The following is a 17,518-nucleotide window of genomic DNA, read 5'->3' as shown; positions in this document are numbered from 1 at the left end:
TTTTCGGATGAGGAAACCCTTCACCACATGGTATATACGAAGCTGACGACACCGAGAATCATTACCCGGCTTGACCTGACGGATTGCAGGCGTAAGCTGACCGGATAGGAAGGAGCACAACCATGAGCCTATTGGTCGACAGAATAGCAGAGCAGCGTATTCAGGCAGCCTTGGATGAGGGTCAACTCAGTGACCTAACCGGCAAGGGCGAGCCGTTGAGCTTGGACGATGACAGCATGGTGCCGCCAGAGCTGAGAATGGGTTATCGGATTTTGAAAAATGCCGGCTATATTCCGCCCGAGTTGGCAGAGCGCAATCAGGCGCTGCAACTGTGTGATTTGGTGGCCCAGTGTCAGTCTGGTAGTGACGAGCATGTTGACGCGCTCTCAAAACTTCGTCAGATAGAACTGCGCATGCGGCTTAAAGGGCTCGATACCCGCTTTCTTTATCGCTATCTCAACAACAGAACATCGAACCAAACTTAGTTCAGCGGCGCTGACAGGATGTGCAGCCCCGACACGCGGAGCGTGTATGCGGATCCAATCGGCCACGCTGAATTTTGCAATACGCGTTTTTCAGCGCCCGCCGAGCCGCAAACCAATCCTGCGGCTTTTCCAGCAGTAAATAGCCATTAAAACGTTTGACGAGCGGCTCACGATACTCTTCGATAAATCGGCTATCAAAGTCGATGTCAAAATAGGTCAGCGCCTGCTCAATCGACGTAAAACTGGCAATGATCTGCTGAATGTTCTTGTCGCTCACTGAATAAACCTCCGTAACAGAAAGTTCAGTCTACAAACCAAAAACGCCCGCTGCATTGATTTCGCGCGGGCGTTTTTGAAATGGGTTTCGCAAAAGCGAATTACAGAATCAGATGCGTCAGCCGGCTGATCACTTCGTGTCCGGGTTGGGAAAGGGTCCAGATAAATCCGGCGATATTGATGAAAATGGTCAGCCACAGGATGGTTTTAAATGGCTGCTTTTTCGATTTATGCCGAAGCTGACTTTGTGCCAGCAACGCTCCGGGCCAGCCGCCCGCCAGCGCCATAGCGTGCAACTGACTTTCTGGAGTGCGCCAGTTGCCATGTTCGGCAGCCCGCTTGTCACTTGCATAAGCCTTGTAGGTCAGGATGCTCATTACCAAGTAAAGCGGAATAAACAGCACTGATCCCCCCAGCAACAACGTAGCGCCGGAGACAAAGACCAAAAATGTGCCACCGAACAAAGTGGTCAGGGATAAGGCTTTCAGCCCCGTCAGCTCCACATTCACCGCATTCAACCGACCTTTACTGTCCTGTTCAATATCGAACAGCACGGTATCGTTTTTCGCCAATCGTTTGGATCTGCTTTTCATGGCTGAAACATGAACAAAGATTTTACTCTTGCCGTCCGGAGCAGTAATAAATCCATACCCCTTGTCATCATGCCAACGTGTTATTTTGCCTTTCACTTATTGTTATATCTCAGCCAATATTTGTTGTTAGTAAGCTTAAACCACTTCAGCCTGAACGCTAGCAATGACATTGCCGCCACTATTGCTGCATGCGACGAATGTTCAACCAGAATGACTGCTGACACGTATTAATAAAATGCTTGCGCTTGGGCGTGATGTTTATTGTCTCAGGTTCATGCACGACGTGATAACTGATCCAGCACTCCGCACACACCATCTCATTCAATGAATGCTCGAACGTTTGCTCAACCGACTGGTGAACGACAACCCCGTTGGAAAACGTTACTGTCTGTTCACGAGTACAGAGCCGTTCTCCGTTGTCATCCAACGTGATTTCTTCGGTGATTTCACGCTTGGCAATAGTCACAAGCGCATTGTGACCCACAATAGCAGCCACATAAAAATGAAGGTCGTTCATAAGTTCGGGAGAATGAAATTGAGGCTGATATTGTGCCACGCTTGCCCCGTTTCGGCATCCTTAGGAAGGTTAAATCTTTGACAAAACAAAGGCGAACGCTACGTTCGCCTCAGGAAGAGAGAATTAGTTCTGCTCAGTACGTTTTACTTTTCTGATCTTTGTCTTTCTTCATCATTTTGTCTTGATCCATTTTTCGGTCAAGTTTTGCTTCACACTCTTTCGCGCTGCGGCCATCTTTCTCACAGGCTTTGAGTTTCATCATGTACTCTTCACGCTCTTGTGCCGTCATCGCTTTGGAACTGGCTTTATCCATCGATTTGTTGGCTTTGTCTTTGCTCTTTTCTTTGGCTTCTTTGTGCATTGAGCCCGACTTACCATCCTGTTTCATCTGACGGTCCATTTTCGCTTCACACTCTTTTGCACTGCGGCCATCTTTTTCACACGCTTTGAGTTTACTCATGTACTCTTCGCGCTCTTCATCCGACATACCCATCTTTTCATGCATGGCATCCATGTCTTCGTCGTCCATCATCATGCTTTGACCTTGCATCATGCCTTGGCCTTGCTGAGCATTGTCCGACATCATCGAATTACTTTTCTCGTTGGCATGAGCAAATGCAAATACCGAGAAACTGCAGGTTAAACCAATCAGCCATGCCGTTGTCCATTTGTTCATCGTCATTCTCGCTTGTTCCGGTTGAATACCTCCTACAGTGTAGTTCAACCTTCGACAGCGTGGAGTGTGCAGATCCAATTCCTTTTGGCTCTGCATACTCCAAATATTACGCTTTTGCTTTGACTGCGTCAGAAACGGGTGCAGCAGTACTTTCAGCCTGCGCGGCCATCAGTGCTTTGACCTCTATTTCCTTGATTTTCTTACCCATCGCCGCCTGAAAAACCTTAAACATCAGACCGCTGAAAAAGCTGCTCAGCGTGATGGTAAAAAATGCCGACACAATTAGATCTACCAGCCAATATGAGCTTTGGACCACCACGGGCTGGTATATCGCAACGCCTGCAATCACCACCCAATGGCTCATGCAGTAAAAGCAGCGAAACAGGTAACCTGTCATGTGCCCCAAACGTTCAGTGAACGCACGCAGCGGTGCAAACAGCTCAGTTTGAGTAATGGTGATGGAAATGCTGGCGGCCCCGATGGCCAGTACCAAACAAACCCAAATACTGTGCAGTAATTCTTGGTCAATTAGTGTATTCATAAGCACGCCTCCTAACGTAACTCAAAAAGTTACAATACAAGGTAAGAGAGATCAACACCAAAATTCACAAGGTTATTTTTTAAGCAAGATGGTTTGAGGGAAATTACTCAAGTTGAGCAATGAACTCCTGACTCAGGTCAGCCAGAGTGATTTGCGAAAAACGCTTAAGCAACAGCGCTTCAGCCTCTTGCAACACTTCTCGCAGTGAAGCGTTCACTGCTTTTTCAACCACGCAGTTGGGGTTAGCGTTATCAAAGCCAATCGAAAAAATCTTTGGCTCCCCGACCGCCTGATAAATATCCAGCAGCGTCACACGCTGTAAATCGCAAGAGAGTGTCCAACCACCGCCCTGCCCTTTGGCCGAAGTGACATAACCCGCTTCACGCAGGCCCGCCATGGTGCGACGAATCACCACCGCATTGGTGCCGAGCATGGTGGCAAACTGCTCTGACGTCATCGGCTGTTTAACCAGATGCAACAGAATATGCAGAACTCGTGAAAGGCGGCTGTCTAGTCTCATCGTATGGAATTGTAGTTGAAAGGATCAGGCCGCCATCTTAACAAGCAGAAGCGTGAAGACCAACGGCCAATTTATAAGGAAGACGAGTCAAATCAGGAACGTGAACTCAGCAGCACACCGCCACCCATGGTGATGAACAAGCTGCCGCTCACTTTAGCCATGACCTGTTCAAAGCGGCCACGACTGACTTTCTGCCCCAGTTGAATCACTAACCACACATAGGCCAGATGTACCGACGTTACCGTCACCGCGATGGTCAAAAACATCACGGCAAACTGCTCGCTATGCGGGTGAGTTACATCGAGAAACTGCGGTAAAAAAGCTGACAGAAAGATCATGGTTTTCGGATTGCTGGCGGACACCAGAAAAGATTGGCGAAACAGTTGGCGATTGGTCTTTTTCACGCCGTTGACATTACGTTCGATGATCGGCAAGCCTTGTTGTTTCTGACGCAAAGCTTTAACGCCAAGGTAAATCAGGTAGGCGCCGCCAAGCACTTTCATCACCGAAAACCACATCGGCGTTTTACTCAGCAGTTCTCCCACGCCGAGAGCCACCAAGCAGACAATAATCAGCTGACAGCTGAGATTACCCAACACAGTCACAAAGGTAGTGCGCCAGCCATACTGCACCGCATTTTTCAGCACTAGCAGTACGTTCGGCCCGGGTGTCAACGTGGTCGCCAGATACGCCAGAGCAAACATCATCCACAGTTCAATACTCATCATTCTTCCCTGATTGAAAACACACGCTTACCCCATCCACACCATCAGGCCACTGATCAGCAACAATAAAAAGCCAGCGATACCCACAGACAGCGAAAAACTCAGGTTGTTGTACACTTCTGTGCTATCCCGATCATATCTCGCCAAATCAACATCAGCCATTGAGGTAGAAGACGACACCGCCTGACCAGGAGCCTTATCGTAAGTGATGTAGCCAAGTCCAATCGCAGCCGCACCAGTGAAGGCAATATAATCAACCCAAGTGATATCAGCAAAATAAGGAATGGTCAGTTTTGCTGCCGCCGCTATCGCCGCAATCACCACCAGCGATTGCAGGATAGATTTCAGAAATTGGTTCATTCTCTCTATCGCCTTATGTTGTGCGCAACCACGCTAATTGCGGCGCCGTTTTACTGGCGACAAATTCGGTCACATCGTAAGCCGCGAGCCCGTGCACAAAAAACGGATCCTGCGCCAACACCGCATCGAGATCAGCCCGGCTTTCAGCTTGGGCAAGAATAACACCTCCGGTGCGTGGTTCTTTACGTCCAGAGACGAGAAAATGCCCCGAAGCGTAGTAACGATCCAGATAATCAATATGGTCCGCGAGATGCGGTTCCACATCCGCCAAGTCAACCAGATAAGTCAGAGAGACCACAAACATAAGCGCTATCCTGCATTGAGTAAATTCCGAACAGCAATCATTATGTCATTGATTTCATAAATGAACAGTCTTTGTTCATGGTGAGAGGAGAACTTCCTCCAGCGCTTCGTAAATCAGTTTGTTGTCCACCCGCTTGCTTTCCATCAACGCAATAGAGTGTACAGGTAACGTAAAGGGTTCAAGATGCAGCGCTTTCAAGCGGGTATTAAGTACCACATGTCTGCCCAGTGTAATGTGCGGAATGTAAGATCGATTTTCCGGGCTGAAAGGCGTATCAGCCAGCTTCATTCTCAACTCCGCTTGCAACGCCATCAGTGGCGGGTGTTCAGCCACTCCCAGCCAGACAAGCTGACGGCCTTTGATATTGAAATGGCCAAGACGATCAATACGCAGCACCATTGGCGCACATTCAAGCTCATGCAATAAGCCTTTGAGCGTGGGTAACTGCTCACTTGCAACGTCACCGATAAATTCCAGCGTGAGATGAAAATTTTCGCTGTGAGTAAACGGGCCGTTGTCCGCGTGTGCTTTTAGCGTGTCCCGCTCTTGGCTAAGCCGCGCCTTGGCTTCATCAGCAAAAGTCAGTGCGAAGAAACAACGTTTATCTGAACTCATCATCCGTTCCGTTTGGTAGCAATAACCTAATGATACGTCACAACTTCTTTACCCGATGTGCAATATTTCAAAGCTTTGTATGCCCGGTCAAAGCGCTGGTCGCGTAAGCAGATAAGGTTTAACCTGTTGACTCAGATTAACAAGGTCACAGGAGGAGAACCTTGAAATTCGCAATTTTAGGCGCTGGCGGCATTGGATGTTATTACGCAGCGCGTTTGCTCAACGCGGGGCACGATGTGGTTCTGGTCGCCCGTGGCGCTCACCTCGAGGCTATGAAAACCCAAGGGCTATCGCTGACTCATCCCGATTTTTCTTTTGCAGGCAAAGTGAACGCCACTGACATCGCGGGGCTTTGCGAGCACTCTAACGCCGCTGATTTCGATCTGCTGATCCTCGCTTCCAAAGGCAGTACTACGGCGCCGATTCTTGAGCAGATGCAAAGCTGGCTCGCATCCAGCCTGGTGCCGCTGTTGTCGATTCAAAATGGTGTCACTAACGAACAAGTGATTGCCGATGCGCTCGGTGTTGAGCGCACGATTGGTGGTCTGGCGGTCAAAATCGGCGCCCATGTGCTCAAGCCCGGAGTGGTGGAAGCCACCGGCATGGCGCAGATTGATTTCGGTGCTTGGCCGAACGCCGCGCAAAACCCGGCTATGCAGCCATTTCTAAATCAGCTTGCGATCGTGTTCAGCGATTCAGGTATTCCCAACCAGTTGTATGACGATGTGAGTTACGCACTGTGGCGCAAACTGATGATCAATAATGCGGTCAATCCGATTACCGCGCTGACGATGAAAGACACTGGCGTGGTTACGCGCGATCCGGTGTTACGCCGCACTGTGCATGCCATCATGCAGGAAACCGCGCGCGCAGCGAGTGTCGCAGGTGTAACAATGACTGAGCAGGATGTCGATGCCATGTTCGAACTGATCTGTCAGTTTGACCCGATCAAAACGTCCATGCTGGTCGATCGCGAGAAAGGTCGCCCGATGGAGATTCACGAAATCTGCGATCCGGTGATTGAAAACTGCCGCCAATTGGGTGAACCAGCCTACAACACCGAACTGATTAGCCAGTTGTTGCAACACGCCAGTGGGCAACTGTCGGCCTAATCATTTACACTCGCCCATTATGTTTCGAGCGACAAAACGGCAAACTAACCAACAGGAACCGCTGTGAGCAACTACTTTGACAGCCCGTTTTCAAGCAAACCGTTAACCGAGCAGGTGACCAATCCCAATATTCACGTTGGCCGCCACAGTTACTATTCCGGTTATTATCACGGCCACAGTTTCGACGATTGCGTCCGCTACCTGAACCCTGATCGCGATGATGTGGATCGGCTGATCATCGGCGCGTTCTGCTCCATCGGTTCTGGTGCGGTATTCATGATGGCGGGCAATCAGGGCCACCGCACAGACTGGATCAGTACGTTTCCGTTTTTCTATATGGAAAACGAACATTTCACCGATGCCGCTGATGGCTTTGTCCGCTCGGGTGATACCGTGATAGGCAATGATGTGTGGATCGGTTCAGAAGCAATGATCATGGCCGGTGTCACCATTGGTGATGGTGCCGTCATTGCCAGCCGGGCGGTGGTGACCAAAGATGTCGCGCCGTATGAAATAGTCGGTTCAAACCCAGCCAAACACATTCGCTTTCGTTTTGAGCCCGAGCAAATCGAAAAGTTACTGGAACTGCAGTGGTGGCACTGGCGTGATTCACAGCTTAAAGGGGCGATGAAACTGCTGACCTCCGGCGATATCGATGGGTTGTATCAATACTGGCGAAGCAAAATCCGTAATCATTAAACCACGCAAAACCTGTCTTTAATTTTCCAGTTTTCATCCTCATATGACGGCGCAAAAGCCGTCATATGTCACACACTTTTGTGGCTCGTTGTGGCTGGATATTTTGTCGCATTCCATTCACTTTCGGCACTTTTCTTAAACTCTTTTTACCCTTAAGTAACAAATAGTTATCACAATAAGCCAATATCCGTTAAGGTGCACAATTTTGCATAACCACGGTTAACTTTTATGCACCATTGCAGTATTACTGGTAATCAGTTCAGGGCAACAACAAAACGGAACCGAGAGCCATTTCTCACCCTCCGTATTTGAACCCCTCAGCTGTAGACCTAACCACGCTTGCAGTTTTACTGTCGCAGTTCTTACGCCTACCCCTGTCTGCTGTTCAATCACGTTTGCCCATCATGATTTTTAATTGATCAGGAGACTCGCTATGAGTGATATCGCGCTCTCTATCAGCATCCTCGCGCTGGTAGCGGTGTTGGGTCTGTGGATTGGGAATTGGCGTGTTTATGGCGTCGGTTTGGGGATCGGCGGAGTGCTGTTTGGCGGCATTCTGGTTGGTCACTTCACCGGTGCCTGGGGCGTCAAACTCAACTACGAAACCCTTCACTTCATTCAGGAGTTTGGCCTCATTCTGTTTGTTTACACCATCGGAATACAGGTCGGCCCCGGTTTTTTTTCTTCATTGAGAAGTTCAGGGCTCAAACTCAACGGCTTTGCGGCCCTTATCGTTCTGCTCGGTTGTGCAGTAACCGTCGCGCTTTACTATGTGTTTGATGTCCCACTGCCCGTCATTCTCGGCGTCTTTTCCGGTGCGGTGACCAATACGCCATCGCTCGGTGCAGGACAGCAAATCCTGACCGAACTGGGCGAGCAGAGCAACCTGCTGGATCTCACTGGTATGGGTTACGCCATCGCCTATCCGTTCGGTATTTGCGGCATTCTGCTCACGATGTGGCTGCTGCGCATGATTTTCCGCGTCAACGTCAACAACGAAGCCGAGGAGTTTGAAACCCACAACGGCCACAAAAAAGAGAGCCTGCACACCATTAACGTTGCGATCAAAAACCCCAACTTAAACGGTTTGCTGCTGAAAGACATTCCTGCGCTTAGCGAAGGCGATATTGTTTGCTCCCGCCTCAAACGCGGTGAACAGCTTCATGTGCCAAAACCCGATTCCCGGGTCGAAGTGAACGATCTGCTGCATTTGGTCGGCGACAAAAAAGCGCTGGAAAAAGCCCGTCTGGTGATTGGGGAAGAAGTCGATGCTTCACTGTCTACCCGTGGCACCGAACTGCGCGTGCAGCGTTTAGTGGTGACCAATGAAATTGTGCTGGGTAAAAAGCTGCGCGATCTGGATTTGAAAGAGAAGTACGACGTCGTCGTGTCACGCTTAAACCGTGCGGGTATCGAGCTGGTTCCCACCAGCAATTCAACTCTGCAATTTGGTGACATTCTCAATCTGGTTGGTCGTCAGGAAGCGATTGAAGCCGTGAGTGGCATGGTGGGTAACGCGCACCAAAAGCTGCAACAGGTGCAAATGCTGCCAGTGTTCGTCGGTATCGGTTTAGGTGTCTTGCTGGGCTCGATTCCGTTCTATCTGCCGGGCTTTCCTGCCGCGATTAAACTTGGTTTAGCGGGCGGCCCGCTGATTGTCGCGTTGATCCTCGCCCGTATTGGCAGCATCGGTAAGATGTACTGGTTTATGCCACCAAGCGCCAACTTAGCGCTGCGTGAAATCGGTATCGTGCTATTTCTGGCCGTGGTCGGGCTTAAATCCGGCGGGAACTTTGTCGAAACGCTGGTGCAAGGTGACGGCGTGAGTTGGATGGGTTACGGCGTGTTGATCACCGCGATTCCGCTCATCACGGTCGGCATTCTGGCTCGCGTCCTCGGCCACATTAACTACCTGACTATCTGCGGCATGCTGGCCGGTTCTATGACCGATCCACCAGCGCTGGCTTTTGCCAACGCCATTCACGAAGAGAGCGGTGCTTCTGCCCTCGCCTACGCCACGGTCTATCCACTGGTGATGTGTTTAAGGATCCTCTCGCCGCAAATCCTGGCGCTGATCCTGTGGAGTATGTAGATAAAAAAACGGGCTTAGGCCCGTTTTTTTCGTCAGTATCAAGAGTCTGGTCACCGGATCCACTTATTCAATCAGAGTGTTCAAGTAAGTTTATGATTTAGCCAAAATCTCTTGGCGAATGATTTCTGCGCCAGCGCTAAGTGCGCTTAACTTGCCGCGAGCAACGTCGCGTGACAAAGGCGCCATACCGCAGTTGGTGCATGGGTAAAGCTTATCTGCATCGACAAATTGCAGCGCTTTGCGCAGCGTGTCGGCCACTTCTTCAGGGGTTTCAATCGTGTTGGTCGCCACGTCAATGGCACCCACCATCACTTTCTTGCCGCGCACCAGTTCCAGCAGTTCAATGGGCACACGTGAATTGTGACATTCGAGCGAAATGATATCGATGTTCGATTGCTGCAATTTCGGGAACACGGCCTCGTATTGACGCCATTCATTCCCGAGCGTCTTTTTCCAATCCGTGTTGGCTTTGATGCCGTAGCCGTAACAGATATGGACCGCGGTTTCGCATTTCAGGCCTTCGATCGCACGCTCCAGCGCCGCAATGCCCCACTCGTTCACGTCATCAAAGAAGACGTTAAACGCAGGTTCATCGAACTGAATGATGTCCACACCTGCCGCTTCCAGCTCTTTCGCTTCTTCATTCAGAATTTTGGCAAATTCCCACGCCAGTTTTTCGCGGCTCTTGTAGTGATCATCGTAAAGGGTGTCGATCATGGTCATCGGCCCGGGCAGCGCCCATTTGATCGGCTTGTCGGTTTGCTGACGCAGGAACTTCGCATCTTCGACAAACACCGATTTCTGACGTGACACCGGTCCCACCACGGTTGGCACACTCGCTTCATAGCGATTACGAATCGTGACCGTTTTGCGGTTCTCAAAATCAACGCCGCTCAGGTGCTCAATGAAGGTGGTCACAAAGTGTTGGCGCGTCTGCTCTCCATCGCTGACGATATCAATTTCCGCCTGTTGCTGCTCTTGCAGTGACACACGCAGTGCGTCGTGCTTACCGTCGGTGAGTTCCTGACCTTGCAGTTTCCAAGGCGACCAAAGGGTTTCCGGTTGAGCAAGCCACGTTGGTTTCGGTAGGCTGCCAGAGGTTGAAGTTGGTAATAGTTTTTTCATAGTCAATTCTTCTATCAATGTGAGTGAATTACAAAGGTGTGTTGGCAGACCACTGTTCAAGAATGGTTTGATAAGGCTTGATAAAGTGCTCTTGCGCAAACTTCCCTTGTTCAACCGCTAACTGGCTACGCTCTGCACGGTCATACACGATTTGGGTAATGGAATGATCGAGGTTCTTTAAGTTCGGCTGGTAGCGTTTTCCTGCCGACGAGTTCGCATTGTAGATCTCCGGGCGATAGATCTTTTGGAACGTCTCCATAGTGCTGATGGTGCTGATCAGCTCCAGATTGGTGTAATCATTCAGCAGATCGCCAAAGAAGAAGAACGCAAAAGGCGCGGCGCTATTCGCGGGCATGAAGTATCGCACCTGCAAACCCATTTTTTTGAAGTATTGCTCGGTCAGTGACGACTCATTCGGCAGGTATTCATAGCCCAGAATCGGATGGTAATTTTCCGCGCGATCGTAGACTTTGCTGTCTGACACACTCAAGCAAATCACCGGCGGCTTAGCAAACGCTTCTTTGTAGGTTGAGGAATCCACAAAGGTTTTGAAGAGCTTGCCGTGCAGGTCGCCAAAGCCTTCTGGAATCGAAAATTTCGCTTGGTTCTTGTTGTGCTCCAGCAGCAATACGCTGAAGTCATAATCACGCACGTAAGAGGAGAAGTTATTGCCAACAATGCCTTCAATGCGTTCGTTGGTTTTGTGGTCAAGGATGTTGGTTTTCAGGATCTCAATCGATGGGAATGTTTGGCCGCTGCCTTCGATATCCAAATCCACCGAGATGATTTCCAGCTCAACAGAGTAACGATCGCCGGTGGCGTTGTCCCAGTTCGCCAGCGCGTTGAAACGGTTATCAATCATTTTCAGCGCATTGCGCAGGTTCGACTGGCGGCTTTCGCCGCGCGCTAGGTTGGCGAAGTTCGTGGTAATGCGGGTGCTATCAGAAGGATGATAATTCTCATCAAAGACCACACTGTTAATCGTAAATTTAAAGCCTGTATTCATCGTAATCATCCTTCCTATTGCTTGAGCTAAACCTGATTGACTTTGCTGCTCTCTCTGTACTTTTCACTGTTGTTATTCGACGTGGGCTGCGTGATTGGGTTGGGTTAACCAGCCACATCAATATTATTTAGAGTTATGAGCGCTGTATTTTTTATACATGTGCGGTTATATGAATAAAAGTGGCATTACTTCATGTTCAACATGAAAATAATTAATGATTGGTTTTTGGACGGTGTTCGCACAGGACGAAATAGAGGGTGAAGCGCAAAATGGCGGCTTAACATATTCGCTATCCGGCGCAATCATACTTTAGTGAAAGGCAGCACAAGCTCAACGTTCTACAGGTAAAAATCACGCTATAGTTTAGGCGCTACTCTGCTGTTTCAACGCTGGCCCGGCTGTCGGCAATACGGAGCTGCAGGGATAAAAAATCACAATAATAATGACTAGGACGAAGTATGCTATCCGCTCAACAACGTATTGGCTTGAGCCTCACTGCCTGCGCTATTTTGGCATTGGCAGGCGGCCTCTGGCTTGGTATTGAAAGTGCCGCACTGATTATTCTCACCACTGCTGTCGTGCTGCTATTGCAGCGCGCCGGGCAAACCGCTGTGTCTTCGCACTCACTCATGAAAGAGGCAGACGCTGTGGCACCGTTGATTGCCGCAGAACTCAACAACAACGCCGTCAGCGCGGCCAATGTGTCCTACGCAATTGATGTGGTGAAAGCGCAAACCTCGCGCCAAGTCGCCTCCATTCACACTATTGCTGACACCTCGAATGCGATTACCGAAACGCTCGCCGTGACGGCCACCAGCGTGCAATCTGCGCTGGAAGCCACTCAGACTATGCGCGATACCAGCGAGGAAGGCCGCGGCGAGCTGGAATCGGCCATTGCAGGCATGCAACAGATTAGTGCGCAAACAGCCACGTCTGTAGCTCAAATCCAGACGCTGGATCAGCAAGTCCACCGCATCAAAACCGTCGCCGAAGTGATTGAAAATATTGCGGCGCAAACGAATCTACTGGCGCTCAATGCCGCCATTGAAGCGGCGCGCGCAGGCGAAAGTGGCCGTGGGTTTGCGGTGGTGGCGGATGAAGTTCGCAGCCTTGCCGAACGCACTTCGCGCAGCACCGATGAAGTATCCGGCATTGTGCAACAAATTTTTGATGAGACGCAGGAAGTGACGGCCACCATCACCGCGCTGTCCGATAAAGTCGAACAAGGCGTAACTCGGGTTGAAAGCGTCAATCAGCGGCTGCACAGCATCGCCCACCAATCGCAGGAAGTGGAGTCACAAATGAGCGGCATCAGTCAGGATGTGATTGCCAACGAACACAGCCTACGCCAGATTGCTGAATCTATTGAACATATTCAGCGCGAATTGTCCGACAGCGACAACGAGCTGTCTGATTTACAAAGCGAAGCTGAGCAATTGATGCAGATTGCGGAACACAGTAATGCGGTGTTGGTGGAACACTTTGAAGAGAGCATTCACCGTCCGTTTTACGATTTAGCCGCCGGACTGGCGAAGGCGGTAGGCGAGCGTTTTGAAGCCGATATCGCATCAGGCAAGATTGCCGAACAAGCTTTGTTTGATCGTCAGCACAAGCCTATTGCCAATACCTCGCCGGCCAAGTATCACACCGCGTTTGATCAATATTGCGATGCCGTATTGCCTGAACTGCAAGAGCCGATCATCAAACAGCGCCGCGAAATGGTGTACGCGATCGCCACCGACGATCACGGTTACGTACCGACCCACAATAATCAGTTCTGTCAGACTTTGACGGGCGATCCTAAAGTGGACATGGCCAGAAACCGCACCAAACGGATTTTTGGTGACCGCGTCGGTCTGCGCTGCGGCAAGCATACTCACACCATGTTGCTGCAGACTTATAAACGCGATACAGGCGAAGTGATGCATGACATTTCTGTGCCTATAATGGTTAACGGACGACATTGGGGCGGCATGCGCCTTGGTTACTATCCGCCGCAATGATCCGCTCTGACTACTGGTCTGCGACGTGCCATCACTCGTCGCAGGCCATTCGCCTCACCAAACCGCTTTATCTTCTTATCCCTTCGATTCCGTGACATTCACGTGCCACACTGACGATTCATGCAATCTAACTGTGACGTTTTGAGTAATTTCCTCAATTGATAGTGTCTTTTATGTCATTTAGACTCGCGCAATGGACATGCTCATCATCTTCAAACTTTACCTGCTTTCCGGTCTGGCTTTTTTCGCCGCCTCCTTTGCCATATTCTCGCGAAACCTCAAAAACAGCAGCATTCGAATCGCCAAAGTCCTGCCGATTTTTGCGCTGTTTGGCCTTGTCCACGCTTTTCATATTTGGACCGAACTCTACTTCGATCTCTACCAACACGAATTCATTCTGACCCGCGGCATCGACGCGTTTCGCGTGTTCAAACTGGGGCTGTCGTTTTTACCACTTGCCTATTTCGCCTGGCGAATGCTACCGCTGAGCATGTGGTCGCAGCGGCATATCGCATTGATTAAAAAGGCGATCATCCTGCTGTTGTTTCTTCTTGTGGCCAGCATTTACTGGCTCTACACCCACTACTCGTTCCCCGTGTTTATCCATTACGCCAGCAACCATATTCGCTGGGTATTCGGCTTAGGGTTCAGTACGTTGGCAGGCCTGGCGACATACAGTTACGCCGACCGCGTTGAGTTTGAAGGCTTTGGTTCGTCACGCGCATTCAAACTGCTGGGCATTGCGCTGATTGGTTATGCGTTCAGCGCAGGTTTTCTGACCGACGATGCCGCGCAGCGGGTGCAAGTGATTCGTCTGCTGTGTGCTTACGGCATTCTGCTCAGCCTGTGGAATGCGATGCGCGTATTTGACCGTGAACACGACCAACAATTGCAATCGGCACTGCAACTCTCCTTGCAAGACGCCAAACTCCGCGAATTGGGTGAACTGACTTCCGCCATCGCTCACGAAATCAAAACGCCCATCAGCAGTGCGATGATGAGCTGCGATTTACTGGAAAATCAGCTCTCGCACGACAGCAATCACAAGCGCCAAATCGACCGTATTCGTTACGGCCTGAGCCGCGCCGCGGAAATCAGCCAAGAAGTCCTTAACTACGCACACCACAAGCCAATTGACCGCCAACCAGTAATGCTGGCGGAAGTGATTGATCAGGCGTTATCACTCAATCATTACCGCTTAGAAGGTTTTGACTTGCTGGTGAATGTCGACCGCCAACTGAAGATTTTTGGCGATGCCGGGTTACTGGAAGAGGTGTTCAGTAATCTTATCGGCAACAGTGTCGATGCCAGCCAGACTCACAAATCACTGCGCATTCAGGGGTTTCAGAATAAGCTCAACGCCATTCTGACTTTTACGGATTGCGGTGGTGGCATGCCTGAATCTCTGCTTTCCAAAGCGACTCAGCCCTTTTTTACCACCAAGCCCAAAGGGGAAGGCACGGGGATGGGGCTGGCGCTGTGCAAACAAATCATTACGCAACACAACGGCGAACTGTTACTTTATAACCACGATAATGGACTCACAGTCGAAGTTCGCATCCCGAGGAAAATGCAATGACGTTACAACTGTTACTCGCAGAAGACGATCCGCAGCTTCGCGAAGTGCTCATCGAAGCGCTGACTTTAGAATCTTTCGCGGTCACCGCCTGTGACAACGCGGAAGACGCCCTCGACATCGCCGCCAAGCAGCCGTTTGACCTGGCCCTATTCGATGTCGTGATGGGCGGGATGACGGGCATTGATGCCCTGACGACTCTGCGTCGCCTGCAACCGAACATCGGCATCATCATCACAACTGCATTTGCGACGGTGGATATTGCCGTCGATGCAATGAAGAAAGGCGCCGATGAATTTCTGACTAAGCCATTTAATCTCGCGGCTTTATCGGTCACTCTGAAGCGCGTCCATGCAGAGCACGCACCAAAAGCGGATATTGCCGAAAGCGAGCATGATCAGATCTTCAGTGCCCTGTCGAATCCGATTCGTCGCACGGTGGTTAAACAGCTCAAGCTGCACCGCAAAGTGAAGTTCATGGATTTGTGCCGTATGGTCGGAATTGAAGACCACACCAAATTCAATTTCCATCTGCGCCAACTGGTCAACAGTGGCTTGGTATCGAAAGAAGAAGGTCGGGTGTATTCGCTTACCGCACAAGGCATGCAGATCTACGCCAGCCTGCTGAAATAACCCATCCCGCTGATTGAGTGGTTCGGTGTCCCGTGCACCGAATACTTGAATCGCCACCGAGTCAGTGACCACGCGTGAGCCAAGCGTTCAACACGGATTGTTAGTTAACGTTAAACCTATGCAAATCCTGCCCGTTACATCGAATGAGGCGTTGGTGCGACATCCACAAGTGTTAACGACACCAGCAAACGCCAGATAACACAGAGCCACGCGGCTCACTTCGAGGTGTAGAAGCGCAGCGGCGTGGCTTTTCGGTTATTTGCTTTTCGGAGCTTGGCGTTTCACCTTACCCTGAAACTGTTTAATACTGCTCTTATTGTTGGTGCGACGGTTGGCCTTTTTATCACGTGGCGCGCGTTTACTCTCACCTGTTGACGGTTTGTCCGTCACAGGAAAGCCTGCCAAATCTTGCACTGGTAATGCACGTTGAGTGAGGTGACGAATCGCGTTCAGTGCGTCCATTTCACCATGACAGACCAACGACATCGCCACACCTTGCTCGCCTGCGCGGGCGGTGCGCCCCACTCGGTGAACGTATGTTTCGGCATGCATGGGCAGTTCAAAGTTGATCACGACCGGCAGCTGTTCAATGTGAATGCCACGCGCTAACAGATCCGTGGCGATCAGTACGTTGACCTGACCTGATTTAAACTGAGCCAGCGCTTCTTCTCGCTCATCTTGACTCTTATTACCATGCAGCGCAGTGGTCGACACACCCGCTTTATTGAGCTTCTTCGCTAAGCCATCGGCGTTCTCTTTCGCACCGATAAAGACCAACACCTGCGTCCAAGCATTTTGTTGGACAAGTTCAATCAACGCTTTGGTTTTACTGCCTTTATTGACTAAAAACAGCGTTTCAGTGATGTCTTGATTGGTGCTGTTTTCTTGATGCGCAGCCACCTGTTTGGGTGCGCGCATCAACTGCTTCGCTTTTTCCTTCAACGCATCAGAGAAGGTCGCTGAGAACATTGCAGTTTGGCGCTGATTGGCGGTTTGCATCGCGATGTTTTGTACATCCGGCCAAAAGCCCATGTCTAGCAAACGGTCAGCTTCATCCAATACGAGGGTATGAATATGGCTCAAATCCAAGCCGTTATTCGCCAGATCAACCAAACGACCGGTCGTCGCGACAAGAATATGAGGATTTGTCGCGAGCGACTGCTGCTGTTGCGCTTTATCAACGCCGCCACACAAACACACCGCGTTGATTTCAAGCGCTTGACCAACTTGGTTGATCGCTTCACTCACTTGGATTGCCAGCTCACGCGTTGGCACAAGAATCAGCGCTTTTTGCTGAGGATTTGCGGTGAGCTTTTCTAACAACGGCAAAGCATAAGCGAGCGTTTTGCCGCTGCCGGTATGCGCCAATGCCAACACGTCTTTGCCAGCTAATAACTCTGGAATAACTAACGCTTGAATATCGGTCGGCTTCCTGACGTCTTTTGGCAGTGCGTGAATTAGCTCAGAACTCAATGAGAGAGTAGAAAATGGCATTAGCGGAACCTTGTGCTTTGGGTTGAAGAGGCAATAGAAACAATAAAAAGCGGGAAAACGCAGGCGCGGACTCTACCACAATCTACGGGGTGAACCATCCTATTTTAGGCGCTGAAAGCAAGCAGCGCCGAAATGCTGCGCTTTCAAGTAGGTTTACATTGTAAATG

At 50.3% G+C, this 17,518-nt stretch carries 20 protein-coding genes; 7 read left to right on the top strand and 13 right to left on the bottom strand.

Annotation, left to right across the window (positions count from 1 at the left end; all coding sequences use genetic code 11):
- Positions 1-122: 122 nt before the first annotated feature.
- Positions 123-485, top strand: coding sequence for a DnaJ family domain-containing protein (locus DYA43_RS19580; RefSeq protein WP_061055435.1), 363 nt, complete (start codon positions 123-125; stop codon positions 483-485).
- A gap of 1 nt (position 486) precedes the next feature.
- On the opposite strand, the gene nifW is transcribed toward DYA43_RS19580, so the two are convergent.
- From nifW to thpR, 10 genes are all read right to left on the bottom strand, one after another.
- Positions 487-762 carry a nitrogenase-stabilizing/protective NifW family protein gene (gene nifW / locus DYA43_RS19575; protein WP_024375284.1) on the bottom strand — a complete coding sequence of 92 codons (276 nt, stop codon included), beginning with the start codon at positions 760-762 and terminating at the stop codon, positions 487-489.
- 100 nt (positions 763-862) lie between these two features.
- Complete coding sequence (locus DYA43_RS19570) at positions 863-1,450, bottom strand: DUF1294 domain-containing protein (RefSeq protein ID WP_020329090.1); 588 nt, start codon at positions 1,448-1,450, stop codon at positions 863-865.
- A gap of 82 nt (positions 1,451-1,532) precedes the next feature.
- Positions 1,533-1,871: a hypothetical protein gene (locus DYA43_RS19565; RefSeq protein WP_061056062.1), complete on the bottom strand. Its 339-nt coding sequence runs from the start codon at positions 1,869-1,871 to the stop codon at positions 1,533-1,535.
- Positions 1,872-2,004: 133 nt separating this feature from the next.
- Positions 2,005-2,547: a hypothetical protein gene (locus DYA43_RS19560; protein WP_024375282.1), complete on the bottom strand. Its 543-nt coding sequence runs from the start codon at positions 2,545-2,547 to the stop codon at positions 2,005-2,007.
- Positions 2,548-2,653: 106 nt separating this feature from the next.
- Positions 2,654-3,088: a hypothetical protein gene (locus tag DYA43_RS19555; RefSeq protein WP_020329087.1), complete on the bottom strand. Its 435-nt coding sequence runs from the start codon at positions 3,086-3,088 to the stop codon at positions 2,654-2,656.
- Between the two features lie 103 nt (positions 3,089-3,191).
- On the bottom strand, positions 3,192-3,608 hold the full coding sequence (locus tag DYA43_RS19550) for an Rrf2 family transcriptional regulator (RefSeq protein ID WP_081035179.1): 417 nt from the start codon (positions 3,606-3,608) through the stop codon (positions 3,192-3,194).
- 92 nt (positions 3,609-3,700) lie between these two features.
- A complete protein-coding gene (locus DYA43_RS19545) occupies positions 3,701-4,333 on the bottom strand; it encodes a LysE family translocator (protein WP_061055434.1) in 633 nt (210 codons plus the stop codon).
- Positions 4,334-4,360: 27 nt separating this feature from the next.
- On the bottom strand, positions 4,361-4,693 hold the full coding sequence (locus DYA43_RS19540; protein ID WP_061055433.1) for a hypothetical protein: 333 nt from the start codon (positions 4,691-4,693) through the stop codon (positions 4,361-4,363).
- Positions 4,694-4,706: 13 nt separating this feature from the next.
- The gene (locus DYA43_RS19535; RefSeq protein ID WP_061055432.1) at positions 4,707-4,997 is read right to left on the bottom strand and encodes a YciI family protein; all 291 of its coding nucleotides are present in this window, start codon (positions 4,995-4,997) and stop codon (positions 4,707-4,709) included.
- A gap of 75 nt (positions 4,998-5,072) precedes the next feature.
- The gene (thpR, locus tag DYA43_RS19530) at positions 5,073-5,612 is read right to left on the bottom strand and encodes an RNA 2',3'-cyclic phosphodiesterase (RefSeq protein WP_061055431.1); all 540 of its coding nucleotides are present in this window, start codon (positions 5,610-5,612) and stop codon (positions 5,073-5,075) included.
- Positions 5,613-5,773: 161 nt separating this feature from the next.
- Here thpR and DYA43_RS19525 point away from each other — a divergent pair, with 161 nt between their 5' ends.
- The 3 genes from DYA43_RS19525 to DYA43_RS19515 all read left to right on the top strand — a co-directional run bounded on the left by DYA43_RS19525 (position 5,774) and on the right by DYA43_RS19515 (position 9,515).
- Positions 5,774-6,724 (top strand): ketopantoate reductase family protein, encoded by a 951-nt coding sequence (locus DYA43_RS19525; protein ID WP_061055430.1) that lies wholly within the window; start codon positions 5,774-5,776, stop codon positions 6,722-6,724.
- Positions 6,725-6,787: 63 nt separating this feature from the next.
- Entirely contained in the window at positions 6,788-7,423 is a 636-nt protein-coding gene (catB, locus tag DYA43_RS19520) for a type B chloramphenicol O-acetyltransferase (RefSeq protein WP_061055429.1), read from the top strand.
- A 433-nt stretch (positions 7,424-7,856) separates the two neighbouring features.
- On the top strand, positions 7,857-9,515 hold the full coding sequence (locus DYA43_RS19515; RefSeq protein WP_020329078.1) for a putative transporter: 1,659 nt from the start codon (positions 7,857-7,859) through the stop codon (positions 9,513-9,515).
- A 90-nt stretch (positions 9,516-9,605) separates the two neighbouring features.
- On the opposite strand, the gene DYA43_RS19510 is transcribed toward DYA43_RS19515, so the two are convergent.
- Both DYA43_RS19510 and DYA43_RS19505 read right to left on the bottom strand, forming a co-directional pair.
- Positions 9,606-10,640 (bottom strand): methionine synthase, encoded by a 1,035-nt coding sequence (locus DYA43_RS19510; protein ID WP_061055428.1) that lies wholly within the window; start codon positions 10,638-10,640, stop codon positions 9,606-9,608.
- 28 nt (positions 10,641-10,668) lie between these two features.
- A complete protein-coding gene (locus DYA43_RS19505; protein WP_061055427.1) occupies positions 10,669-11,646 on the bottom strand; it encodes a DUF1852 domain-containing protein in 978 nt (325 codons plus the stop codon).
- Positions 11,647-12,104: 458 nt separating this feature from the next.
- Here DYA43_RS19505 and DYA43_RS19500 point away from each other — a divergent pair, with 458 nt between their 5' ends.
- The 3 genes from DYA43_RS19500 (at position 12,105) to DYA43_RS19490 (ending at position 15,857) form a co-directional block, all read left to right on the top strand.
- Positions 12,105-13,649 carry a methyl-accepting chemotaxis protein gene (locus DYA43_RS19500; RefSeq protein WP_061055426.1) on the top strand — a complete coding sequence of 515 codons (1,545 nt, stop codon included), beginning with the start codon at positions 12,105-12,107 and terminating at the stop codon, positions 13,647-13,649.
- A gap of 193 nt (positions 13,650-13,842) precedes the next feature.
- The gene (locus tag DYA43_RS19495; protein ID WP_047460379.1) at positions 13,843-15,228 is read left to right on the top strand and encodes a sensor histidine kinase; all 1,386 of its coding nucleotides are present in this window, start codon (positions 13,843-13,845) and stop codon (positions 15,226-15,228) included.
- Complete coding sequence (locus DYA43_RS19490) at positions 15,225-15,857, top strand: response regulator (protein WP_024374452.1); 633 nt, start codon at positions 15,225-15,227, stop codon at positions 15,855-15,857. The genes DYA43_RS19495 and DYA43_RS19490 overlap by 4 nt, the downstream gene beginning before the upstream one ends.
- A 255-nt stretch (positions 15,858-16,112) precedes the next feature.
- On the opposite strand, the gene DYA43_RS19485 is transcribed toward DYA43_RS19490, so the two are convergent.
- Entirely contained in the window at positions 16,113-17,351 is a 1,239-nt protein-coding gene (locus DYA43_RS19485; protein ID WP_061055425.1) for a DEAD/DEAH box helicase, read from the bottom strand.
- Positions 17,352-17,518: the final 167 nt, after the last annotated feature.

The sequence above is a fragment of the Vibrio fluvialis genome (assembly GCF_900460245.1).
In the GTDB taxonomy this organism is placed as follows: Bacteria; Pseudomonadota; Gammaproteobacteria; order Enterobacterales; family Vibrionaceae; genus Vibrio; species Vibrio fluvialis.
This window is presented reverse-complemented; position numbering and strand designations above follow the sequence as displayed.

What these genes read in the sequence shown, in the direction of transcription:
- DYA43_RS19555 (WP_020329087.1), bottom strand. Translation starts at nt 3,088, where the DNA reads ATGAATACACTAATTGACCAAGAATTACTGCACAGTATTTGGGTTTGT.
- DYA43_RS19535 (WP_061055432.1), bottom strand. Translation starts at nt 4,997, where the DNA reads ATGTTTGTGGTCTCTCTGACTTATCTGGTTGACTTGGCGGATGTGGAA.
- DYA43_RS19485 (WP_061055425.1), bottom strand. Translation starts at nt 17,351, where the DNA reads ATGCCATTTTCTACTCTCTCATTGAGTTCTGAGCTAATTCACGCACTG.
- DYA43_RS19505 (WP_061055427.1), bottom strand. Translation starts at nt 11,646, where the DNA reads ATGAATACAGGCTTTAAATTTACGATTAACAGTGTGGTCTTTGATGAG.
- DYA43_RS19540 (WP_061055433.1), bottom strand. Translation starts at nt 4,693, where the DNA reads ATGAACCAATTTCTGAAATCTATCCTGCAATCGCTGGTGGTGATTGCG.
- DYA43_RS19560 (WP_024375282.1), bottom strand. Translation starts at nt 2,547, where the DNA reads ATGAACAAATGGACAACGGCATGGCTGATTGGTTTAACCTGCAGTTTC.
- DYA43_RS19490 (WP_024374452.1), top strand. Translation starts at nt 15,225, where the DNA reads ATGACGTTACAACTGTTACTCGCAGAAGACGATCCGCAGCTTCGCGAA.
- DYA43_RS19500 (WP_061055426.1), top strand. Translation starts at nt 12,105, where the DNA reads ATGCTATCCGCTCAACAACGTATTGGCTTGAGCCTCACTGCCTGCGCT.
- DYA43_RS19510 (WP_061055428.1), bottom strand. Translation starts at nt 10,640, where the DNA reads ATGAAAAAACTATTACCAACTTCAACCTCTGGCAGCCTACCGAAACCA.
- DYA43_RS19580 (WP_061055435.1), top strand. Translation starts at nt 123, where the DNA reads ATGAGCCTATTGGTCGACAGAATAGCAGAGCAGCGTATTCAGGCAGCC.
- DYA43_RS19545 (WP_061055434.1), bottom strand. Translation starts at nt 4,333, where the DNA reads ATGAGTATTGAACTGTGGATGATGTTTGCTCTGGCGTATCTGGCGACC.
- DYA43_RS19550 (WP_081035179.1), bottom strand. Translation starts at nt 3,608, where the DNA reads ATGAGACTAGACAGCCGCCTTTCACGAGTTCTGCATATTCTGTTGCAT.
- thpR (WP_061055431.1), bottom strand. Translation starts at nt 5,612, where the DNA reads ATGAGTTCAGATAAACGTTGTTTCTTCGCACTGACTTTTGCTGATGAA.
- DYA43_RS19565 (WP_061056062.1), bottom strand. Translation starts at nt 1,871, where the DNA reads ATGAACGACCTTCATTTTTATGTGGCTGCTATTGTGGGTCACAATGCG.
- DYA43_RS19495 (WP_047460379.1), top strand. Translation starts at nt 13,843, where the DNA reads ATGGACATGCTCATCATCTTCAAACTTTACCTGCTTTCCGGTCTGGCT.
- DYA43_RS19515 (WP_020329078.1), top strand. Translation starts at nt 7,857, where the DNA reads ATGAGTGATATCGCGCTCTCTATCAGCATCCTCGCGCTGGTAGCGGTG.